Source organism: Bacteroides sp. AR20 (assembly GCF_964250605.1).
GTDB classification, from domain to species: Bacteria; Bacteroidota; Bacteroidia; order Bacteroidales; family Bacteroidaceae; genus Bacteroides; species Bacteroides uniformis.
Map to the genome: position 1 here is coordinate 25876 of NZ_CAXUGK010000038.1, position 19568 is coordinate 45443.

At 46.3% G+C, this 19568-nt stretch carries 15 protein-coding genes; 2 read left to right on the top strand and 13 right to left on the bottom strand.

All coding sequences use genetic code 11. The annotated features are described in order from the left end of the window. Positions 1-39: 39 nt before the first annotated feature. Together ACESTD_RS16425 and ACESTD_RS16430 are read right to left on the bottom strand one after the other, a co-directional pair. Positions 40-1905 (bottom strand): TlpA disulfide reductase family protein, encoded by a 1866-nt coding sequence (locus ACESTD_RS16425; protein ID WP_005835342.1) that lies wholly within the window; start codon positions 1903-1905, stop codon positions 40-42. A 29-nt stretch (positions 1906-1934) separates the two neighbouring features. Next, complete coding sequence (locus tag ACESTD_RS16430; protein WP_005823785.1) at positions 1935-2297, bottom strand: BlaI/MecI/CopY family transcriptional regulator; 363 nt, start codon at positions 2295-2297, stop codon at positions 1935-1937. A 210-nt stretch (positions 2298-2507) separates the two neighbouring features. Between ACESTD_RS16430 and ACESTD_RS16435 the strand changes: the two genes are divergently transcribed. Together ACESTD_RS16435 and ACESTD_RS16440 are read left to right on the top strand one after the other, a co-directional pair. After that, on the top strand, positions 2508-3212 hold the full coding sequence (locus ACESTD_RS16435) for a hemerythrin domain-containing protein (RefSeq protein WP_005835338.1): 705 nt from the start codon (positions 2508-2510) through the stop codon (positions 3210-3212). Beyond that, positions 3202-3816, top strand: coding sequence for a response regulator transcription factor (locus ACESTD_RS16440; protein WP_005835337.1), 615 nt, complete (start codon positions 3202-3204; stop codon positions 3814-3816). The genes ACESTD_RS16435 and ACESTD_RS16440 overlap by 11 nt, the downstream gene beginning before the upstream one ends. Before the next feature lie 494 nt (positions 3817-4310). Here ACESTD_RS16440 and ccsA read toward each other — a convergent pair whose 3' ends face one another. The 11 genes from ccsA to xyl3A form a co-directional block, all read right to left on the bottom strand. After that, complete coding sequence (ccsA, locus tag ACESTD_RS16445) at positions 4311-6362, bottom strand: cytochrome c biogenesis protein CcsA (RefSeq protein WP_373159013.1); 2052 nt, start codon at positions 6360-6362, stop codon at positions 4311-4313. A 28-nt stretch (positions 6363-6390) separates the two neighbouring features. Continuing rightward, positions 6391-7545 (bottom strand): Rid family hydrolase, encoded by a 1155-nt coding sequence (locus tag ACESTD_RS16450; RefSeq protein ID WP_373159012.1) that lies wholly within the window; start codon positions 7543-7545, stop codon positions 6391-6393. A gap of 65 nt (positions 7546-7610) precedes the next feature. Then, on the bottom strand, positions 7611-8327 hold the full coding sequence (locus ACESTD_RS16455) for a hypothetical protein (protein WP_098032543.1): 717 nt from the start codon (positions 8325-8327) through the stop codon (positions 7611-7613). A gap of 24 nt (positions 8328-8351) precedes the next feature. Continuing rightward, positions 8352-9563 carry a porin gene (locus ACESTD_RS16460; protein WP_087332953.1) on the bottom strand — a complete coding sequence of 404 codons (1212 nt, stop codon included), beginning with the start codon at positions 9561-9563 and terminating at the stop codon, positions 8352-8354. A gap of 29 nt (positions 9564-9592) precedes the next feature. Further along, on the bottom strand, positions 9593-11026 hold the full coding sequence (locus tag ACESTD_RS16465; RefSeq protein ID WP_034523352.1) for a di-heme oxidoredictase family protein: 1434 nt from the start codon (positions 11024-11026) through the stop codon (positions 9593-9595). A gap of 109 nt (positions 11027-11135) precedes the next feature. Then, positions 11136-12287 (bottom strand): imelysin family protein, encoded by a 1152-nt coding sequence (locus tag ACESTD_RS16470; RefSeq protein ID WP_288856863.1) that lies wholly within the window; start codon positions 12285-12287, stop codon positions 11136-11138. Between the two features lie 29 nt (positions 12288-12316). Then, positions 12317-13699, bottom strand: coding sequence for a hypothetical protein (locus tag ACESTD_RS16475; RefSeq protein ID WP_005835326.1), 1383 nt, complete (start codon positions 13697-13699; stop codon positions 12317-12319). A 317-nt stretch (positions 13700-14016) separates the two neighbouring features. After that, complete coding sequence (locus ACESTD_RS16480; RefSeq protein WP_005823802.1) at positions 14017-14223, bottom strand: hypothetical protein; 207 nt, start codon at positions 14221-14223, stop codon at positions 14017-14019. Positions 14224-14289: 66 nt separating this feature from the next. After that, positions 14290-15648: an alpha/beta fold hydrolase gene (locus ACESTD_RS16485; protein WP_117588957.1), complete on the bottom strand. Its 1359-nt coding sequence runs from the start codon at positions 15646-15648 to the stop codon at positions 14290-14292. Positions 15649-15660: 12 nt separating this feature from the next. Continuing rightward, complete coding sequence (locus ACESTD_RS16490; protein ID WP_117588956.1) at positions 15661-16617, bottom strand: SPFH domain-containing protein; 957 nt, start codon at positions 16615-16617, stop codon at positions 15661-15663. A gap of 198 nt (positions 16618-16815) precedes the next feature. After that, on the bottom strand, positions 16816-19410 hold the full coding sequence (gene xyl3A / locus ACESTD_RS16495) for a xylan 1,4-beta-xylosidase (RefSeq protein WP_117991040.1): 2595 nt from the start codon (positions 19408-19410) through the stop codon (positions 16816-16818). Positions 19411-19568 lie beyond the last annotated feature (158 nt).

Below are 19568 nucleotides of genomic sequence, written 5' to 3' on the forward strand. Positions count from 1 at the left end.
TTATTTACTATTTAGGGATTTACGATTTACTATTTACAGTTACTTGGTCAGTTCATTCCGTAGCATCTCCACTCCGGGAAATCCGGTTGCTTTGTAGGAAATATCTCCTTCACGGTTCACGACGAAATAGGTCGGGATACCCGGATATTCGTACAGCTTTGCCAATGCCGTACTTTGCTCATTGCTAATGCGACAGTGAATACCGGGTATATCCGGTATCATTACTTTCCATTTTCCTTCAGGAGATGTTTCGTCGACAATATATAGATAAACCACCTCTTTCAGCTCCTCTTTCAACGGTTTCAGGCTTTTCATGGCCCGCATACAAGGACCACACCAGGTGTTCCACATATCCACCAGTACCATCTTGCCACGATAAGGACGAGTAATGACCTGCAACAAACTGTCTGCCGCTACCTCCTTTTCCACCTCAACAATCTTATATCCGGTCTTTCCCTTAGTAGCTTCCAACTCTGATTTCAGTTCGGCTTCAATCCTCCCGTTTCTCATCAGGAACAATTGCCTGAGGTCGGGAGAAGCGATGCTGTCCACCGTCCGACGCTCTTCCTCAGTCAAAGGCATGTACTTGCTCAGATTACGGGAAGCACGCCCGGCAAGAAGCATGTCCGGCCAAAGAGGGTCTTGCACAAACTTATCCCGGAAATTTCCGGTAGCGGTCTTCACAAAGTCCGTATAATAATTGTAATATTTCTGTTCGGGGGTATGCAGAATATCCAGTTGCAGTATTTCCTTGAAGTATGAGGTACTGTCCACCGTCATGTCCGCCCTTTTCACCCCCTTCCTGCCCGAAAACATCGGGGCATAACTAAGGTTACTCTTGTAATTATAGATAAGGCTGAACAGATTCATATCCAGATTTGCCCGGATATAAGTACGGCAAGCCTGGCTCATATCCTTGTTTTTTACAAGTTTCTTTTGCACATCTTCATAATGCCTGAACAGATACTTTTTATATGCCTGCGGAGTCATCCCACAAATATCTGCATAAAAATCATCAGTTCCCGATAAGCTTTTCATTTCACCGAACCGCAGCAACTCGGTATTCAGACCGGCATAGTCTCCTTCAAACCAAACACGGCTATCCGTTACACCATCCCTTTTCCGGCTTAAAAGACGGCTTTGCGAATAGAATATTTCAGGCAGATTGATTGTGACATCCAGTTCTCCACCCGGAACGAGAAACAATTCTATTTTCGAACGGGATATCCACAGCGTAGCACCGCTCGGCAACAGCACCTCCGTCTCATAGCGGAACGTGCCATCCTCCGCTATCTTCAAGTCCTTACCGGTGAAATACATGAAGAACCAAGGCGAGTCATAGTAGCGTAACGTCACTCCATACTCTGGTTTATACCCCAATATCCGCCCCTTTATGACAGTCTTTCCCACATTCAGTTCCGGTCCGGGCAATGGCAAAACCTCATCCGGTTTCTTATTCCGCAAACGTTCGGGAATATCCACCCGAGGTTTCTCTCCGTTGAGCTGTATACCATAAATTATCCATCCTTCATCACTACCCGGCATCTCTACGAAATCAAAGCTCTCAGTATCCATCGGAAGCGGACTAAACTTCAAAACAGCAGCCATTTCACCGGAAGCGGGAATATGCGTCCACTCATCCCTGGCAAAACCGGTATTTCCCAAATATCCGTAATCCTTTCCGGATGCCCGCAACACAGCTGTCGAATCAATCCTGACCTTATCGCCCTGCATACCATAAAGCCTTACCGCCAGCCAGGTCGTATCTTTTCCAAGCGTCACTTGCTCCACTTCAATGCTACGCGTATTGCATGCCATGAAATAGGGTACCTCTACGATTTTCTTTGCCTGCAATCCGCAGCAAATACTTACCAGCAGCAAACAAACCAATCCGATATTTTTCATAAGCCAGAGTTATTAGAGTCTCAACAATCTCAGTCCCTTCCCTTTTCCACGTCTTGTATCAACTGCTTCAATTCTTCCAAGGATATATCCTCTTCCTTCACCAAAGACGACACTGCGCTGAGGTAGGAATTATTGAAATATTTACTGATAACGTTCTTCAGTGTCCGCTTGCGAAAATCCTCCTCGCTGACCACCGCATAATACTGATAGGTGTTACCATATGTATGATGGCTCAGGAATCCCTTATCCTCCAATCCCCTCACAATGGTGGACAAAGTATTGAAATGGGGTTTCGGCTCTTCATAGAATGCCAGCATTTCCTTCACAAACAAGGGTCCTTTTTCCCAGAAAAAGCCCATGATTTCTTCTTCTTTTGCAGTCAATCCTTTCATAACATTCTTTGTTTTCTGCAAATAACTAAATTATTTAGTTCAAAAACTAATTTCTCTCGTTAAATAAAACTAAAGCTTTTAGTTTATCCGGCAAACACCACTCTCCAACCATCTCCCGACAAGCAAAATACCTACTAATAGTGATTGCAGTTCTCGGATAAAAGCCGTTACTTTGCGCACGAATTAAAGAATTAAAAACAATAACATACAATGAATGAGCAACATAAGTACCGCTCCACGGACAAGATGAGTGACCTCATCTGTGACAATTACTCCTTATTAATGGTGATGAGCCGCTTCGGACTGTCATTAGGATTCGGAGACAAGAGCGTGAAGGACGTCTGCGAAGCGCAAGGCGTAGATTGCCCCACATTCCTCGCCGTAGCCAACTTTATCAGCGAAGAACAATACTCTTACAGCGGCAATGAAAGTGACTTTTCCATTCCCGCCCTTATGGATTATCTGAAGCGTGCCCACACGTATTTCCTCGACTTCAACCTGCCGGCCATCCGCCGCAAACTCATCGAAGCCATCGATTGTTCCAGTACAAACGATGTAGCCTACCTCATCCTGAAGTTCTTCGATGAATATGCCAAGGAGGTACGCCGCCACATGGAATATGAAAACCAGGCCGTATTCACCTATGTAGAGCAATTGCTCCAAGGCAGACTATCGGACGAATACAACATCGCCACTTTTGCCAGCAAACATAATCAGATAGACACCAAACTGAAAGAGCTGAAGAACATCATCATCAAATACTACCCGGAAAAGGAGAACAACAATCTCCTAAATGCGGTCTTGTTCGATATATTCAACTGCGAACAAGACCTTGCCACCCACTGCCAGGTAGAAGATTATATGTTTGTTCCCGCCGTAGCGCAAATAGAAAGGAAACTGAAAAATGAACAATAATACTTCTTTGAAGATTGTCATTGCAGAAACTTCGGTCATCATCCGGAGTGGTCTGACGGCTGTTTTGAAGCGTATTCCCAACTTGAATGCACACCCTATTGAGGTTTCTTCTCCGGAATCGCTGCAAAACTATATTCACATGCATCCGGCAGACATTATCATCATCAACCCCACTTTCGGTGGCTGGTTCGACCTGCCCGCCTTCAAGGCAGAACACGGAAAATCCGGCATCAAGTACATTGCTATGGTATGCTCCGTCATTGACAACAACATATTGAAGGAATATGACGAGAACTTCGCCATGTGCGATGACATAGATGTCATCACCTCCAAAATCAACCACTTGCTGCACACCGAGGAGGAAGAGGAAAAAGACAGCGAACAAGAAACCCTGAGCCAGCGCGAAAAAGAAATCATCACCTGCGTTGTGAAGGGCATGACCAACAAAGCCATCGCCGACAAACTCTACCTCTCCATTCATACTGTCATTACCCATCGCCGTAACATTGCACGCAAACTGCAGATACATTCTCCGGCAGGGCTTACCATCTACGCTATTGTGAACAAGCTGGTGGAATTGGGCGACATCAAGGACTCTCTATAAGGTTCTTCCGGCAACTGTTTCCCTACCCACTACGGCCTATAGGGAAAAAACGGATGAATCCCTTGCAAAAGTATTCTCCCCCATACGGGAAAAGGCCTCTGGCTATTGATTAAGGTTTATCTTGTGACTGGCGATATACATCTTTAGCGTAAAGATGTATATCTTCAGCATAGAGATGTGCATCTTCAGGCTGAAGACAAAGCTCATCCCCTATGTCAGCCCTCCCCATGCTATGGCTCAAGCAGTCTGACAAGTAGCCTTAACCAACCTTGCCCACAGTATCCGCCACGCCATACACAAATCCCCACTTCACGATATCACATCGGAAAGTGGGGATCCTTTTATCTTCATAAAAGTGGTTACGTAATTATGACTAACTAATTCATTCAAATCTGATGTTGCAAAGATAAGGCATCGGCAGACAGTGCGCAATCGCTCAAATTAGGTATAATGAAAAAAGCCAGTCATTATAAATAGGTAGAACCACCCGTAAATCAAGCATTGGCATAGCTATGCATTCCTCCAAGGATGTAGTTCACCCCAAAATAGGTCATCAGGACTGTCAGAAAGGCGACAATCATATAGATGTGGAAGAATAACGGCCTGCGGAAAATGCGTAGGCTGCGCGCATGGAACGCCGCTCCATAAACCATAAAGGTAATCAGCGCCCATACTTCCTTCGGGTCCCAAGCCCAATATCGCCCCCAAGAAGCATTGGCCCAAACCGCACCCAGAAAAATACCGGCTCCCAAAAAGAAAACGGCGGGATAAAGCAGCAATCGGCTGAGCAGCATCAACATCCGGGCTGAACGGCGAAGACACAATGCCAGTATGCCGTTCAGCATCATAAAGGCAAACAAAGCATAAGACATCATTATCAACGACACATGCGTACTGAGCCATGGAGAAACAAGCACGGGCATCAAGGGAGTGATTTGGGGATTCATCTGTCCCAAATAAGACACTAGCAAGGCAAAACCGGACAGCAAAAAGCCGAAAGGCACCATAAACGGGAAGCGCCGCCGAAACAGACAAGCCAGGAACAGCGCACACAATGCCATGAACTGCATCGTTTCGTATCCGTTGCCCAACGGTATTCGCCCACCGATGTACCACCTCAGGCCATACCCGAAGAGCTGAAAGAGAAACGCCGCATAAAGAGAAAACGGGAAAAAAGTATCTGCCAAACGCGAAGAGAAAGAGAGCGCTACAATCCTACCGGAAGAGTCTGACAATGCCGACGAACGACGCAGGCCGCGATACAGCAGACGGAAGAAAGCCAGCATCCCCACCGTAAGGTTGAACATGAACAGCAATTTACTGAAAGGAATACGGTTATACAGCAATTCGGCTTGTATTTTAGTATCGGAAACAGGCTCCACACTCCCGTCTTCCGGCAAAGGACGAATCAATGTACCATTTTGGAGCATCAAAATCAGTCCCACCTTTTCATCCGCCTCTACAATGGCCTTTTCCAGAGAAGTCATTTTCTGATGATGGTCTTGCTTCCCCTTCCAGAACTTCTGCAAGCGATACTTCTCACCGTCGAACAAATCAGCCAGACATGCATAGGGTGTCTCCAAATGAAGCAGGCGACGGAGTGCCTCGTTTTTGATATAAATCATCGGCTCATTCTGCCAAACTTCCGGACGCAGAAGCCATCCACCAATCACCTGCTCCGGCGTCATGCCTCCATAAGACGGTTTTCCCGTCAGTTTCAGTACAAAATCGCGCGCAAGGGTATTGAAAGGAACCACACGGTCATTATAAATCACCTGCTTACGGGCGAGACTATCCGCCTGCTTGCGTGCCAGTGCCGGAAGGCTTCTCTTCTGCGCATGTACCCCACTTCCCAGACACAGCAACAATAGAACAAACATTCCTCCCTTCTTCAACAACGGATGCCTCAGCAGCCTGCGGAACTCTCCACCCCGGCTGACCAGCATCCAGAGCATGGAGACACCTAACAAGAGGTATCCACTATAGGTAACCCCTATCCCCCACGGGTCATAATTCACTGTCAGCCAGCTCCCCTGCATATCCTCATCAAAGGAAGACTGATAAAAGCGGAACCCCTGCCGTGAAAGAATACGGTTCATGGAGACGGGCGTCTCACCGTGAATATAGCTGATATAATCTGCAGGAGCATCCGTACCCGGATAGTACTCAATCCGGAAACTGTCCAGACGTAAGGTGAACGGTAACTCTACAACCTGCCTGCCGTCTTGTTCCAAAAAGCAGTTCACCTCACTGCCGACAGTAAGATGCACATATCCTTTTCGGCCACAAAGAAACGTAGTCATGGCTCCCGCCAAAATCACGAGGAAGGAGCCATGCAACAACAACGTCGGGAGACGCCGCCACAACCGCTGTCTTACAAGCACAACAACAGTCATCGCAGCAAGGGCTCCCCACAAACAACAGAACCAAATCGTATGATAAACATGCTTTTCTACAAAATCCGTACTGTATGTCTGCTCTACAAACGTAGTTGCAGCAAGTAAGAGCAGCAAACAACCATAAACAACTATGAGAAACTTTTTCAATTAAGAGCTATCAATTAAAAGTAAAAAATCAATATGGAGCAAACTCCTTGTTTTCTAAAGACTTGACTCCCATACATTCCATCTCTATCAGCCAACCCGGACGACATACGGGAGCATATACAAACACTCTCGGAGTATCCGGAAAACGCTCGTCATACATTCCTTTGACCACGGTATAGTCTGCAACATCCCGCAGATAAACAATCATCTGTCCTAAATCATCAAACGTACAGCCAGCCTCTTTCAACAAAGCCTCCACATTCTCCCACATACGTTCCGTCTGCTTGCGAATGTCTCCGGGGCATACCACCTCACCTTTATTATTGATGCTCGCAGTACCCGAAATAAACACCTGGCGACGGTCGCCATAATCCACATACGTACCTCGCTCGAAACTCACACCGTATTCGTATGTGGGATTCAGATGTGTCGGTGCGTAAAGGTAGTGAATTTGTTCAGATTTCAAACCATCTACAGCATAAGTATCCATCTGAACCGTCACTTTTGGGTCGGCATGACGGCCACCGATACCGGTACTGGAAATATAATGAGTCTTCTCCGTCAAGTCCTGGGTAACAAACACCTCATTACGCGCCTTCACCACTCCGGTATAATTCACATCCACGTTCTGTACAAAGAACCAGGTACGTATGCAATTATCAGCCAGCTTACAGCCCTGTTCCATCAGCTGCATCACATAGTCATTCAACAGCAGACGGGTCTGGTATTCCGAATTGGCAGCACGATTGAAAGAGCCGCCTCCCCAAAGGTGACGGTAGGCGCCATGTCTCACTTCGAACAATCCGTTATGAAGCACCTGTGTTTCCACACCTTTCTGCAGATAGACCCACAGTGCAATCTTTGTACCGTTCAACGGCGGCTGCTCTACCACGGAGAGTGCACAATCCGAACATTCTGCCGAAAGCGCCAGTAGCATATCTGCCTGATTGGCGGCGTCACTTAGAAAGTAGCGTTTAAAGATGGCAACAGCACCTTGTAGTTCACTTTCACGCAGTTGGCAGTAAGTGTCGACCACCGCATTCAGCTGTTCTTCATAAGTCGCTCCCGGTCTGGTGGCATGAATCATTACATGATATTCCGAAACACCCGCTTCTACCTCATATTTAAAGATTTCGGTTAAGGTATTCTCCGATTGATTAGTTTGTTGTTGTTTATCTTTCATATTAAATATCAATTAGTCGTTGTTGTTCAAAAAAGTACCGGTATTACCAGTAAGGCCCATCATTATTACGGCTGTGCACCATCGTCAATCCAGTTGCCAATCAAAGACTGCATATCAGATGAGGTTATCATCTGAGAATGGTCTATACGCCAATCCGAGCTGATGTCCGTACCCAATATGAGATGCAAGACACTTTCTGACGCATTGCCGGGCATAACCCTCATTTTACCGTCCACCGTTGTTGAAGCCCGGTTGACCAGCTCAGCATGGCTATGTCCTTCCAGCAGATTCAAGCCACCACCCGGAGTGGTGCTAAGACCATGGCAAGCCGTACAAGTGGCATTGAATATTTTTTGTTGAATGGCATTGTACATACTTGCATCAACTGTTCCTGCATCCATAAGTATAGTATCAGCGATTTCAGTACATTCCATTGCCACCAAACTGACAATGCGCTTTCTCAACTTATTGATTACACATAGCTCGACTGTTGTCACCTCATCCGTTATGCCGGACATTGTCAACTGGATTTCATCATTATCCGATTCGGATACCGGAACAACCTTTGAAACAATGGCATAATCGCTTTCATCATCAAATCCTGCCACTACCACACTATAGTCGCCCGACCACTTATCCACACCACTAATCCGGCCTGTCATCTTCACTGTGCGTCCTTCACCCGTGGCCACTACGGCATTCTCATAAATTCTCCCCTCATCGCATGCATGCAGACCTATAAGAAGCACGGGCAGAAAAAAGAAAAGAATGTATTTTTTCATAGACGAATCCTTTCCTGACTTCATTTAGAATGTATATTGAAGCATCACCGTGGCAGAGTGAGTGGCCAGACCTAAATTATCATTATCACGGTCGAGCTGCGTGTCGTGTCCCCAACGGGCTACATACTGATACATTGCCTGCAATTTCAGGTTGCATCCTCTGAAAAAGTAATTCATACCTACAGCAGGCATATTCAGGAAACCGTCGTCATCCGTACCGTTACGATTGAAGATATCGTAGCGTGCGGCAAGCTGTAGGCGGGGAGCGACAAAGTAACCACCTTGCACATAACCGCCTAAAAAGCTATACGATTCATTTATCTTTTGCCGTTTGGTGAAACCTACATTCATATAATAAGCTTCAGCCGCCAGATAGAGCTTGTTCTTCAACATGGCAAATTCCAGCCCCACACGGGTATCATTGGTACTCTCATTTTCACTCTCCACATTGATAGAACCCGAAAGACCGAATAATATCTTATCCTCGTTCAAACGGTTAGGATTACCTTGTGTGGAAGGCATCACCCCCTTGGGCATATAAGTCAGACGTCCGGCATACAGCAATGAAGGGATATGCCAGTCATCACTCATCGTCTTTGAAGCTGTATTCACGGAAGCTCCGGTTCCATTGAACAAGCCGACTTCATAACCGAACTTATCTGCCACCAGACCGTGAACTTCAACACCCAGGTCAAATCCCGTACCGATATTAGGCGTCACGGCATTCAACGAATAAGGCAAAATTACAGAAGACGTCAGAGAAACCGGCAACTGGGGAAGCAGTGTTTCGCCAAGAGTTGTCAGATAGGCATGCGAGAATGGAGTCTTGAACTTTCCGACACGAATCGCAAATTGTTTTTTCAGCTGTACATCGAACCACGCCTGCTGTAACAGCGCTCCTCCACTTGCAGCAGCATTGATGGACAGATTGAAAGCCACTTTTCCAAAAGCCTTGCCAGTAAAGCCAAGTACGGCATAAGGAATGGAAAAACCCGAATTGGCAATATTATCTTGGTTATAAGCCTTATCCAAGCCTTCATCATCATACCAATTGAAATTAGCACTCGTTTGTACCAACAGATAAGGCTTGAAAACAAAATCACCTTTCTTTGTTTCAATGGTAAAACCTTCTCTTCCGGCCAATGACACTACACCATTCTCCGTATCTTCCTCATGTTGCGCCATAGCGGTCAAAGGCAAAACAGCCAGCATGGCGACATATAAAAATTTCTTCATAATTACTTTTTATATAAAGCTTATTAGTTCTAAAGTGAATTTAAAAATGCAATCAGGGCATCACGGTCATCCTTACTCATGTTCTTAAAGAGATTTTTCGATGCTTCTCCCTCTCCCCCATGCCACATTATGGCTTCAACAAGATTGCGGGCACGGCCATCGTGCAAGAAGTAGGTATGTCCGTTTACCTTTTCCTGAAGCCCGATACCCCAAAGCGGAGTAGTGCGCCATTCATTGCCACGCGCCAACCCACTTACATAGTTATCATTCAGACCGACTCCCATAATTTCGGAGCCCATATCATGCAGCAAAAAATCCGAATAGGGGTGAATTGTCTGACTTCCCAACCATGGCAAACGGGTACCGTTCAACAGCACGGAGCCCCGAGGCTTGGTATGCAACGTGGTGACATGGCAAAGATGGCACTTGGCTTTATAGAAATTCTGTTCTCCCCTTATCACCTGCGGGTCATTCACATTACGCCGTGCAGGAACACCAAGACTCTGCATATACAAGTCAACATCTTCCATATCTTCTGTAGAAACATCCAACTGGGCATAAGAAAGCCCCATCATGCTGCCTTGATTCACCTGGGCCTGCCCCTCGCATATCTCTTCCGGATAGCGGCTATTGGTAACACCCATATCACTTGAAAAACCAAGTTCAACAGTCAAATCCGCATGTTGAGCCTTATTTCCCGACAGCCCCAAGCTTCTCACACCACGTTCGGTAATGTAATTGCAACGGCCACTTATACCATACTCCGGATAATTACTTTTTGCAGCAAGCGCTTCAATCTCCGTAGGTTCCAAAGCCATCATTTGCCCCATACCGACATGTCTCAACGGGATACGCACCGTACAGAACATATCTTCAGGCTTTATACTGTCAGCATACCATTCGGATATGGAATAAGCCGGTCTGCAAAGTTCATACTTCTCTCCGTCGGGAAAGGTAAAAGTCTCATAAGTATACTCCACAGAAAGCTTTCCCTCCGGTTTCACTCCATAAATGGCCTGGTCATGGAGAACACGGCCATAATCCTGAAAAAACGCACCATTCTTGCGGCTTATATAAACCAGCATCGAGGAAAACCCGTAACTACCCGATCCGCCTTCACTCCACAGCGTCGGTTTGGTACGGCCGGCATTACGATGACAACTGCCACAAGAATACCCCGCATAGACCGGGCCAAGCCCCCCTCCCATACCATTGCTACTCGTACGCACATCATCGTAAAGCCCGTCACCATCATTAAAGCGACTGTTGTAAACACCCGACACCCAATCTGCCGGTGAATCATAGGCCTTGGATGAATTCATGAAGATTGTGGACGTTCCGGCAGACAGAGCGTATCCTTCAGGAATCTCTATATCCAACACGTCAATCCCATCATCATCACAAGCAGTCAAACCTGCCGACAAACAAAGGAGAAGACATGAATATCTCATTAAATGATTCATCATCTTTATCTACTTTTTAATAATGGCATATCCAAACATGCCAAAGAAGTAAAGGCAGGATTCTCCAAATCCCCCCCTTTACTTCTTGAGTATTGTTTATAAATAATTCTTATTTAACTGTACGAGGCTTGCCATCCTTGAAAAGCAGGAATTCTAAAGTATGGAATCCGCGTACATTTTGGGCAGATTCAACTTTTGCATCATCATCACCCTCGCTCCATTCCAAATCGCCCCATTTCTGGGAATTCAGAATCTGGACAATGGCGTTCTGGTCCAAAGGCCAACTATCCATATTCGGGTCAAGCCCCAGCTCATCCACCGGCCCAAATAGGAACGCCTCACTTTCCTCCCAAGGTTCACGGGCTGTTATCCAAGCATTGCATGCCGTCTCAAAAGCACTGTTAGAGGGATTGTTGGCAAGAGCCACCACAGCGTCATACAGCGTACTATTCTTCTCCTTCAAATCCTTATAGGTAGGCAAAACCACAACATTGACATAATTTTCAACAATCGGGTCAAGTGCTTCATTGCTGTTAATGGTGCTATTGTCCCTGATATAAGGTTTCAACTCCTTATCCAATACACTTTCCAGTTCTTCACAAGCCTTGATAGCCGCTACCGTTTCCTGACTGTTGATATTATTACGGAAAGGTTGGGGAATAGCCTGAATAGCCGATGCTGCCGTAGTGATAGCTGCCGACACTTTCGTATCCAACTCCGCATTGGCTCCAGCCACCAATTTTGAAATTGACTTGTCGCTCACCTTACCGTCCAAAGAGCCGTAATAGGCATTGCGGATTGAGTAAATATTATTGGTATAATCATCACGGGAATGCCAGCTATACCATGACTCAACAGCATAGAGGGCCTCTATAACATTGTTTGCCATATATTTATTATATGGATCACCAATCTTCGTCTCACCTACCTCATTGGAGATTTCAACACAACCGTCGATAACCTGCTCTATACAGTTCCAGGCACTTGAAAAGTTATAGGCACCATTATGAGCTTTGAAGGAAGTTGCAAAACTTGCCCCACCCTTATAACTCGTATTCCAAGAATCATAAAGATTGGTGGCATCTGTCTTCAACAAAGCCGCCACATTTCTCATGTAGTTGTGCCAACTTGCCGCATTCTCCGAGTTATACTCAATGTCAGCAGGATTAACTGTACTGTTGTCATCATCATCGCTACAAGCAGTAGCCGTAAATGCCAGCCCTAATACCAAAGCTGTCGCATAAAAGAAATTTTTCTTCATCTGTATAAAATTAATTGATTACTATTCATCTACTTCTTGACAAACCAACCGATATAGGCAATACCGATCGAAAACTCATTTTCACTATTATACTTGCCAGTTCCAAAAACCTTGTTTGTTCCGATTTGGCGGGTAGTGTAATCAGCCTTTACCACCAGATTAGGCAAGGCATACCAATTCAATCCAGCAGTCCACATGCTTACTTGACAACGTTTCTCCATTATCTGGCTAGCCTCTCCCTTTTCTTGCGGATTGTAATATTCATAACGTGCAAAGGGGTAGATAACCGGAACTTTCTTGTTTCCTTTGAAGAAAGCGCTGATATTCAAACCGGCCTCGGCTGCATAACTGACTACATTCTTTGCAATGGGGGTTATACGGCTGTAAGGAGATTTATTCGACAATTTGGTATTTGCCTCACTAAGCTTCGCTGAATTGCCCAAATTTCCGTATACCATATTGGCACGGGCAATCACATATTTATTACGGTATTGGGCATCTGCCGTGTAGATTCTTACCGGAATCTTACCGGTAGACGAATAAGTATCCGCTTTGTCAGAATTGGAACCGGCATCAGCGCAGTAATAAAACGAAGCGCCTATACGCAACCCCGGAACCCCCTTGTAGTCCAGACGAGCCACATAGCCCGGTGAAGTAAAGTTGTCTTCTTCAAAGATGCCTTGTTTGCCACTTGCTATCCAGGTGTTACGGTCAAAACCATTGGCATTCAGACCGGCCACTATCATGGCTTGATAATCAAAGCTGGCATATCCTTTTCCAAAAGAACCAAAAAACTCGAGTCCGTTTTCATGCCACGTAGAAGGAAGGATGGTTGTCTCTCCTTCCGGCCGATAAGTTCCAAAGAAATTGATTGGTTCATGATGGGCGTTGGTCAATCCTACCGGGACAATGACGTGACCGGCACGTATGTTGAATTGTGGAACAATTAAACGGGTAATGTGGAATTGCTCGATAGCCACTTCGCCACCCTTTTCCACCTCCGTTTCATACTCACCGTTTTCCGTATTCTCAAGTTCATAAGCAGTACCCGTACCACCGGATTCAAACTCGATTTCAGCACCGAGTATCCATTTGGAATTGAACTTGTAATCCAGAGCCAACACGAAACGGGGTATAGAAATTGTATTCCTATGTTTGTCTGGATTGCCTTCAGGTGCACCATAGAAACGGTTAATACCATAATCCTTAAAACTTGCAACCATTTCTCCGTATCCACCGAAACGGAATTTCTTGTAGTTGTCGCCATCATTCGCTACTTTTTCCTTTTTCTCTTTGTCTGTTGAAATCTCCGTACTCTCTGCTGCAGAAGTAACTTTTTCAGGTTCAGCAGCCTGCAAAGCATTGGCAGAAAGCAAAAAACATAAAACGAATAAGCCAGTTAATTTTCTCATCTTTTATCTTAAATTTTGTTGGGAGCAAAGGTAGAGGTAGTTAAAAAGGAGAACAATACCTAAAAATTGCGAAAAGAAGAGAAAGAGTAACCATTAGTAGGTAATGGCAGATTTATAACAACAAATAAAGATGAAAAAGGAGGATAAATGGTAAAAGAACTATTAAAATGCTAATCCACGTAACGAGCACGATAAGCAGGGCCGTACCTTCCAGAATACGGTCAAGCACAGTGGGTTGGAAACGGACATTAGGGCATTTCTTGCCGGAATAAGGACCAAGATTAATCATATTATCTACGATTTAGAATCTGTTATCACTAATCCTCCTTTGCTTTCTCTTCAGACGGAGGAGGATTCTTGGACTTCTTCATCCGCCCACTCTTCCGCAATGCTTCAGCGATAATCCACTGAAGCTGTCCATTGGTACTACGGAACTCGTCGGCTGCCCATTTTTCAATGGCATCCATCGTTGCAGCATCCACACGGAGGACAAAGCTTTTGGTTGAAGTTTCTTTTTTAGCCACTATTTATTTACTATTTAACAATTTACGATTTATGATTGAAGTTACTTTGATATAACCAAGTACCAATCAAAGAGTATTCTGCTTGCCCCGCACGAAGGAGGCAATGTCATCCATAACATATGCCGGGACGGGCGAAGCATGGCTATACTCAAACGGAGTCGCCTTGCCGCTGCCTTCCTGCAACAAGTGATTCAATTTCGGATAAGATTTGAAGTACGCATTCTTACAACGCAACAGACCGGAACGCCATAAACCGAAGTCTTCCATAGTCACTTGATAATCTCTCTCCCCTTGAAGAACAAATATGGGCAGCTTTAGTTTAGCGGCAACCTCCACCGGTTTGTAAGCGTTGGCAAACAGCCAATATGAGCGGGGCTGCCCCAATGGTAAGGGAATTGCCTCATCGAACTCTTCGGTACCAAGCTTTTTGACATTCACCAACTGTTGTTTCAGTTCATCAAGTTGAGCCTTTACATTGACTGAAGAATCCGTCAAAGAAGAGGTATAATAAAACTGTTCCTCAAGAGCATCTTCAAGCGGTCTTGCCAGTCCGGCAAGGATAATGATACCTGCCAAACCTTTCGAACGCCCGGCAATACGGGGAGCCAATGTACCTCCCAGGCTGTGCCCCAACACATACACACTGTCAGAAGCCAGCTCGGGCAAAGCCCTTACCTGCTCCACTATGGCAACGGCATCGTCCACGGCCTCAGTATCATAATCGAGTTCGCGACCGGCAGGAACGCAAGCCGCACCATATGCTTTTGTCCGTTTTTCATAGCGGACGACGGCAATGCCGCGTTCCGCCAATCCCCAGGCCAGGTCACGGAAAGGCTTGTTGGGACCTATCGTCTCGTCACGGTCGTGAGGACCGGAACCATGTACCAGAATAACACAAGGAACCCTGCATACATCCGAACCGACTGCCCTCTTGGGCAAAGTCAACGTTCCGGGAAGCTTGTAGCCGTCGGCTCCCAGCGTAATATCCCTTTCATCCATTTTTGTCTTATCATAGGCTACCGGTTGGGCAGTGCTAACAGCAGGTGCAGGGACTAGCCGGATTGTATTCAGTGCCCCGTCAGCATCAAAAGCCACTAGAAAGCGGAGATTATAACGTTCAAATTCCACATCGGAATAATAGATAGTAATTCCCTGGGCAGAATCGGTCTTCCATTCTCCTTTTGATATGGATTTACCAAACATTTTCTCTGCTTGCCGGAAAGAATCATTGAAGAGTGCCGGAGCCAGTTTCTCCTGCAACTCCCGGTTCAATGCCGCATGGATGCTGTCACCTTGCCCTGCCACAAACAATTCATAAATGTGCTGCGCGCGCGCAGTATTCGCATCTTGTGCAAAGCCCCCATATACATTGCCCAGCAAGAGCAGTATAAGAGCCCACCGTCCTATGCCTCCCATCTCTTTCATCCGTATCCTTTATCAATGGTTCAACGTTCCCGTATTGACTACCGGTTGGGCAGCCTCGTCCGCACAAAGCACTACCAACAGATTGCTGACCATTGCTGCTTTCTTGTCTTCGTCCAGTTCAACAATTTCTTCTTCAGAAAGTTTATGGAGCGCCATTTTTACCATAGAGACTGCCCCTTCCACAATCTTCTCGCGTGCCGTAATAATGGCAGATGCTTGCTGGCGACGCAGCATCACAGCGGCAATTTCGGGCGCATATGCCAGATAGTTGATACGCGCTTCCACCACTTCCATACCTGCCATGGCCAGGCGTTCATTCAATTTCTGCTCCAGCTGTTCATTGATTTCCTCACCGCCCGAACGAAGTGTCAACTCTTCCGTATCAGCCTCATTATCATCATAGGCATACTGACCGGCAACCTGGCGAAGAGCGGCATCACTCTGTATCATGACGAAATTCTCGAACGCATTCATACGGTTGGCCACCGCATTGCCAAGACTGACCTGGTTCGCATTACCCGCTGTCGGAGCGGATGCAGCCATTGTTTGTGAATCAATCTCAAACATGGCTTTATAGGTGTCCTTCAGCTTCCACACCAATACCAGTCCTATAAGAATAGGATTACCAATCTTATCGTTCACCTTTATCGGCTCCACATCCAGGTTGCGTGCACGAAGCGAAAGCTTCTTCTTATTAAGGAAAGGGTTTACCCAGAAAAAGCCGGTCTCCTTGAACGTCCCTTTATATTTACCAAAGAACACCATAGCACGCGCCTCGTTCGGCTCCAGCTCCATATAGCCGGCAAACATAATAAACCATATCAGACACAGACACACCGAAAGGATCAAGGTAGGCACAGAAATGATAAACCCAAAGATTATCACTGCCGTAAGCACTACCAAATGAAGGAACAAGGCCAAAAAGCCATTCATCTTGAAACCACTGAAACCACACTCTTTTGTTTCCATATTCTATAGATTTAATTGATATCATAATGATATCACAAATATATCAATTAAAATTAGATAAGAACAGAGAAGCAAGGAAGTTAACATATTGTATTAAGGATTATTAAGAACATGTATCCCCAGTACACAAAAATTCCGCTTGAGGGTCATGACTTACCTTCAAGCGGAATTTTCTTTTTCGACTTTGTCAGCAATGTATCAAGGCTGAATGACAAAAGACCGGCGCAGCAAACCAGCAGTCTGCGAGCTACCGCCCACCATAAGTTCATAACTGCCTTCGGAAACGCACATGGTATTGCTTTGCGGATTCCACCACACCAACTCTTTATCGCCCAAATCAAACTCTACATCGACCGTCTTTCCTGCCGGGATATGTACCCGCTTGAAAGCACGCAATGCCTTGCTCGGTCCTTCTACATCATCGTTTTTCTTCAAATAGACCTGCACAACCTCTTCACCGTCACATTTGCCGGTATTGGTTACGGGGACACTCAATCTCAATTTCTCACCGGACTTTATATTATCCGAACCAAGCACCACAGCGCCATAGCTGAAAGAGGTATAGCTCAATCCATGACCGAAGGGGAAAAGCGGTTCCTGGGTCATGTAACGGTAAGTCCGGCCCGTCATATTATAATCCTCAAAATCTGGAAGCTGTGACACATTACGGTAGAAGGTTACCGGCAAGCGTCCTGCCGGATTGTAATCACCGAACAAGACTTCAGCTACAGCCGTACCGCCTGCCTGACCGGGATACCATGCCTGCAGGATAGCTCCACACCTCCCGGTTTCCGGCTCCAAGCCGATAGGAGAACCTGAACAGTTCACCAACACCACCTTTTTACCGGCATGGTGCAAAGCGGCAATCAGTTCCCGCTGGACAGCAGGCAACTCAATATCAGTACGGTCGCCTCCTCTGAATCCGGGAAGCTCAACACCCATCTCCTCGCCTTCGAGGTTCGGAGAGACTCCTCCCACAAAGACCACGATATCAGCATCCTTTACACGCTCCACAGATTTTCTCACATCCACTTCATTCTTAAATCCGAGGTCGAAGTTCAGCTGTGCATCGCTACGGAAATATTCAAAATCCAATTCAACGTCATACGTTTTTCCTGCTTGTACCTGCAAAGTATAAGCACTCTTCTGCCCACCGTGCTGATTGGAGAATCCTCTCACTTCCTCCCCATTTATCCGCAATCTCCCTGAGCCATAAGCATAGATGTCAAAGACCACCTCTCCCGACTGGTCGGGAGTGAATACGCTGTTGTAGGTAGCCGAGAAGTCGGTAAGGTTCACACCCGGAGCAAAAACCGTGGCACCGGATGTACAAAAATGGAAAGGAGTGGTCACTTGGGCAGTAGTGACTGGCTCACCGTCACGAGTCACGTTATTCCAGTAGCGTGCAGTAAATCCGGGTTTCCCGTCGGCAGTCTTGCAACGGTTGAAGACGCTCTGTATCTGAGCTCTCTCCACCCATCCGCAGCCTTGTTCATAAATAAGCCGATCATCACTCCCCAAAGCTTTTCTAATTCCGTCCAGAATGGTAACTGTGTGCGGAGGCATACCGTTATAATTTCCCCACTGCATCACAGAATCATTGGCATTCGGACCCATCACGGCTATAGTCAGCCCTCCACGCTTCAACGGCAAGGTATTATCCTTGTTCATAAGCAGTGTCATTGACTTGCGCGCCATGTCGAGCGCCAGAGAATCGTGTCCGGCAGAAGCCACCACAGAAAAAGGAATGCCGGTCCAGGACACCTTCTCCGGCTCGTCCATTTCACCCAAGGCAAAGCGAGCCGTCAAAAGACGCTTGACTGCTACATCCACTGCTTTTTCATCAATCTTTCCCTGCTTCACCGCTTCTACCAGGGCCTCGTAACTCGAACCGCACTCCAAGTCAGTCCCACTCTGCACCGCAGCCGCCGAAGCGGACTCTGCATCAGGATGCGTCTTATGACCATAGTCTCTGTAAAAATCGGCAATAGCTCCACAGTCCGAAAGGACAATACCGTCAAATCCCCACTCATCGCGCAAAATCTGCATCAGCAGGCGGTCGCTACCGCAGCAAGGATCGCCCTCAAAACGGTTGTAGGCACACATCACCTCCTTCACTTTTCCTTCTTTCACCAAAGCCTCAAAAGGAGGAAGATAAGTTTCATACAAATCACGGGGCTTGATATTTTCCGCATTAAACTCATGGCGGTTCCATTCCGGACCGGAGTGTACGGCAAAGTGCTTGGCACAAGCATGCAGCTTGTCATATTTTCCATCGTTCGTGCCCTGCAAACCCTTTACAACCATCACCCCCATACGGCTGGTCAGATAAGGGTCTTCCCCATAAGTCTCTATACCCCTTCCCCAGCGAGGGTCGCGGTAGATGTTCACCGTAGGCGTCCACATTGTCAATCCTTGATAGCGTTCATGGCTTTCCTGGGATGCATAGTAGGCATTCTTGGCACGGGCCTCATCAGAAACAGCAGTAAATACCTCGTATACAGTCTCCGGCGAGAAAGATGCCGCCATACCAATCGGTTGGGGAAACACTGTGGCCAGCCCGGCACGCGCCACTCCATGCAACGCTTCATTCCACCAGTTATAGGGCTTGATGCCCAGGCGTTCCACTGGTTTGGAGCTGTCCATCATCAAGGACACCTTCTCTTCGAGCGTCAGTTCCTTCAGCAAAAGTCCGGCACGCTCTTCTGCCGGCAGAGATGCATTCTTGTAAGTAGCCTGTCCACATCCCGACAATAGGAAGAGTGGCAAAAGGTAAAGAAGTTTCTGTTTCATCATGGTTTTATATTAATCGTTGTTACAATCGCTTGTATCACAAAGATAAATATTTTCTTCCAATTGCCAACACGCAATAAACTCTTGAGTTCAACTTATAAATGCAACTTTTTGGGTGCGGATAATAAGCAATAAAAACATTTATTTTTCAGAGAGGA

Coding starts and splice junctions, on each gene's coding strand:
- ACESTD_RS16425 (WP_005835342.1), bottom strand. CDS start 1,905: ATGAAAAATATCGGATTGGTTTGTTTGCTGCTGGTAAGTATTTGCTGC.
- ACESTD_RS16430 (WP_005823785.1), bottom strand. CDS start 2,297: ATGAAAGGATTGACTGCAAAAGAAGAAGAAATCATGGGCTTTTTCTGG.
- ACESTD_RS16435 (WP_005835338.1), top strand. CDS start 2,508: ATGAATGAGCAACATAAGTACCGCTCCACGGACAAGATGAGTGACCTC.
- ACESTD_RS16440 (WP_005835337.1), top strand. CDS start 3,202: ATGAACAATAATACTTCTTTGAAGATTGTCATTGCAGAAACTTCGGTC.
- ACESTD_RS16450 (WP_373159012.1), bottom strand. CDS start 7,545: ATGAAAGATAAACAACAACAAACTAATCAATCGGAGAATACCTTAACC.
- ACESTD_RS16455 (WP_098032543.1), bottom strand. CDS start 8,327: ATGAAAAAATACATTCTTTTCTTTTTTCTGCCCGTGCTTCTTATAGGT.
- ACESTD_RS16460 (WP_087332953.1), bottom strand. CDS start 9,563: ATGAAGAAATTTTTATATGTCGCCATGCTGGCTGTTTTGCCTTTGACC.
- ACESTD_RS16465 (WP_034523352.1), bottom strand. CDS start 11,026: ATGAATCATTTAATGAGATATTCATGTCTTCTCCTTTGTTTGTCGGCA.
- ACESTD_RS16470 (WP_288856863.1), bottom strand. CDS start 12,287: ATGAAGAAAAATTTCTTTTATGCGACAGCTTTGGTATTAGGGCTGGCA.
- ACESTD_RS16475 (WP_005835326.1), bottom strand. CDS start 13,699: ATGAGAAAATTAACTGGCTTATTCGTTTTATGTTTTTTGCTTTCTGCC.
- ACESTD_RS16485 (WP_117588957.1), bottom strand. CDS start 15,648: ATGAAAGAGATGGGAGGCATAGGACGGTGGGCTCTTATACTGCTCTTG.
- ACESTD_RS16490 (WP_117588956.1), bottom strand. CDS start 16,617: ATGGAAACAAAAGAGTGTGGTTTCAGTGGTTTCAAGATGAATGGCTTT.
- xyl3A (WP_117991040.1), bottom strand. CDS start 19,410: ATGAAACAGAAACTTCTTTACCTTTTGCCACTCTTCCTATTGTCGGGA.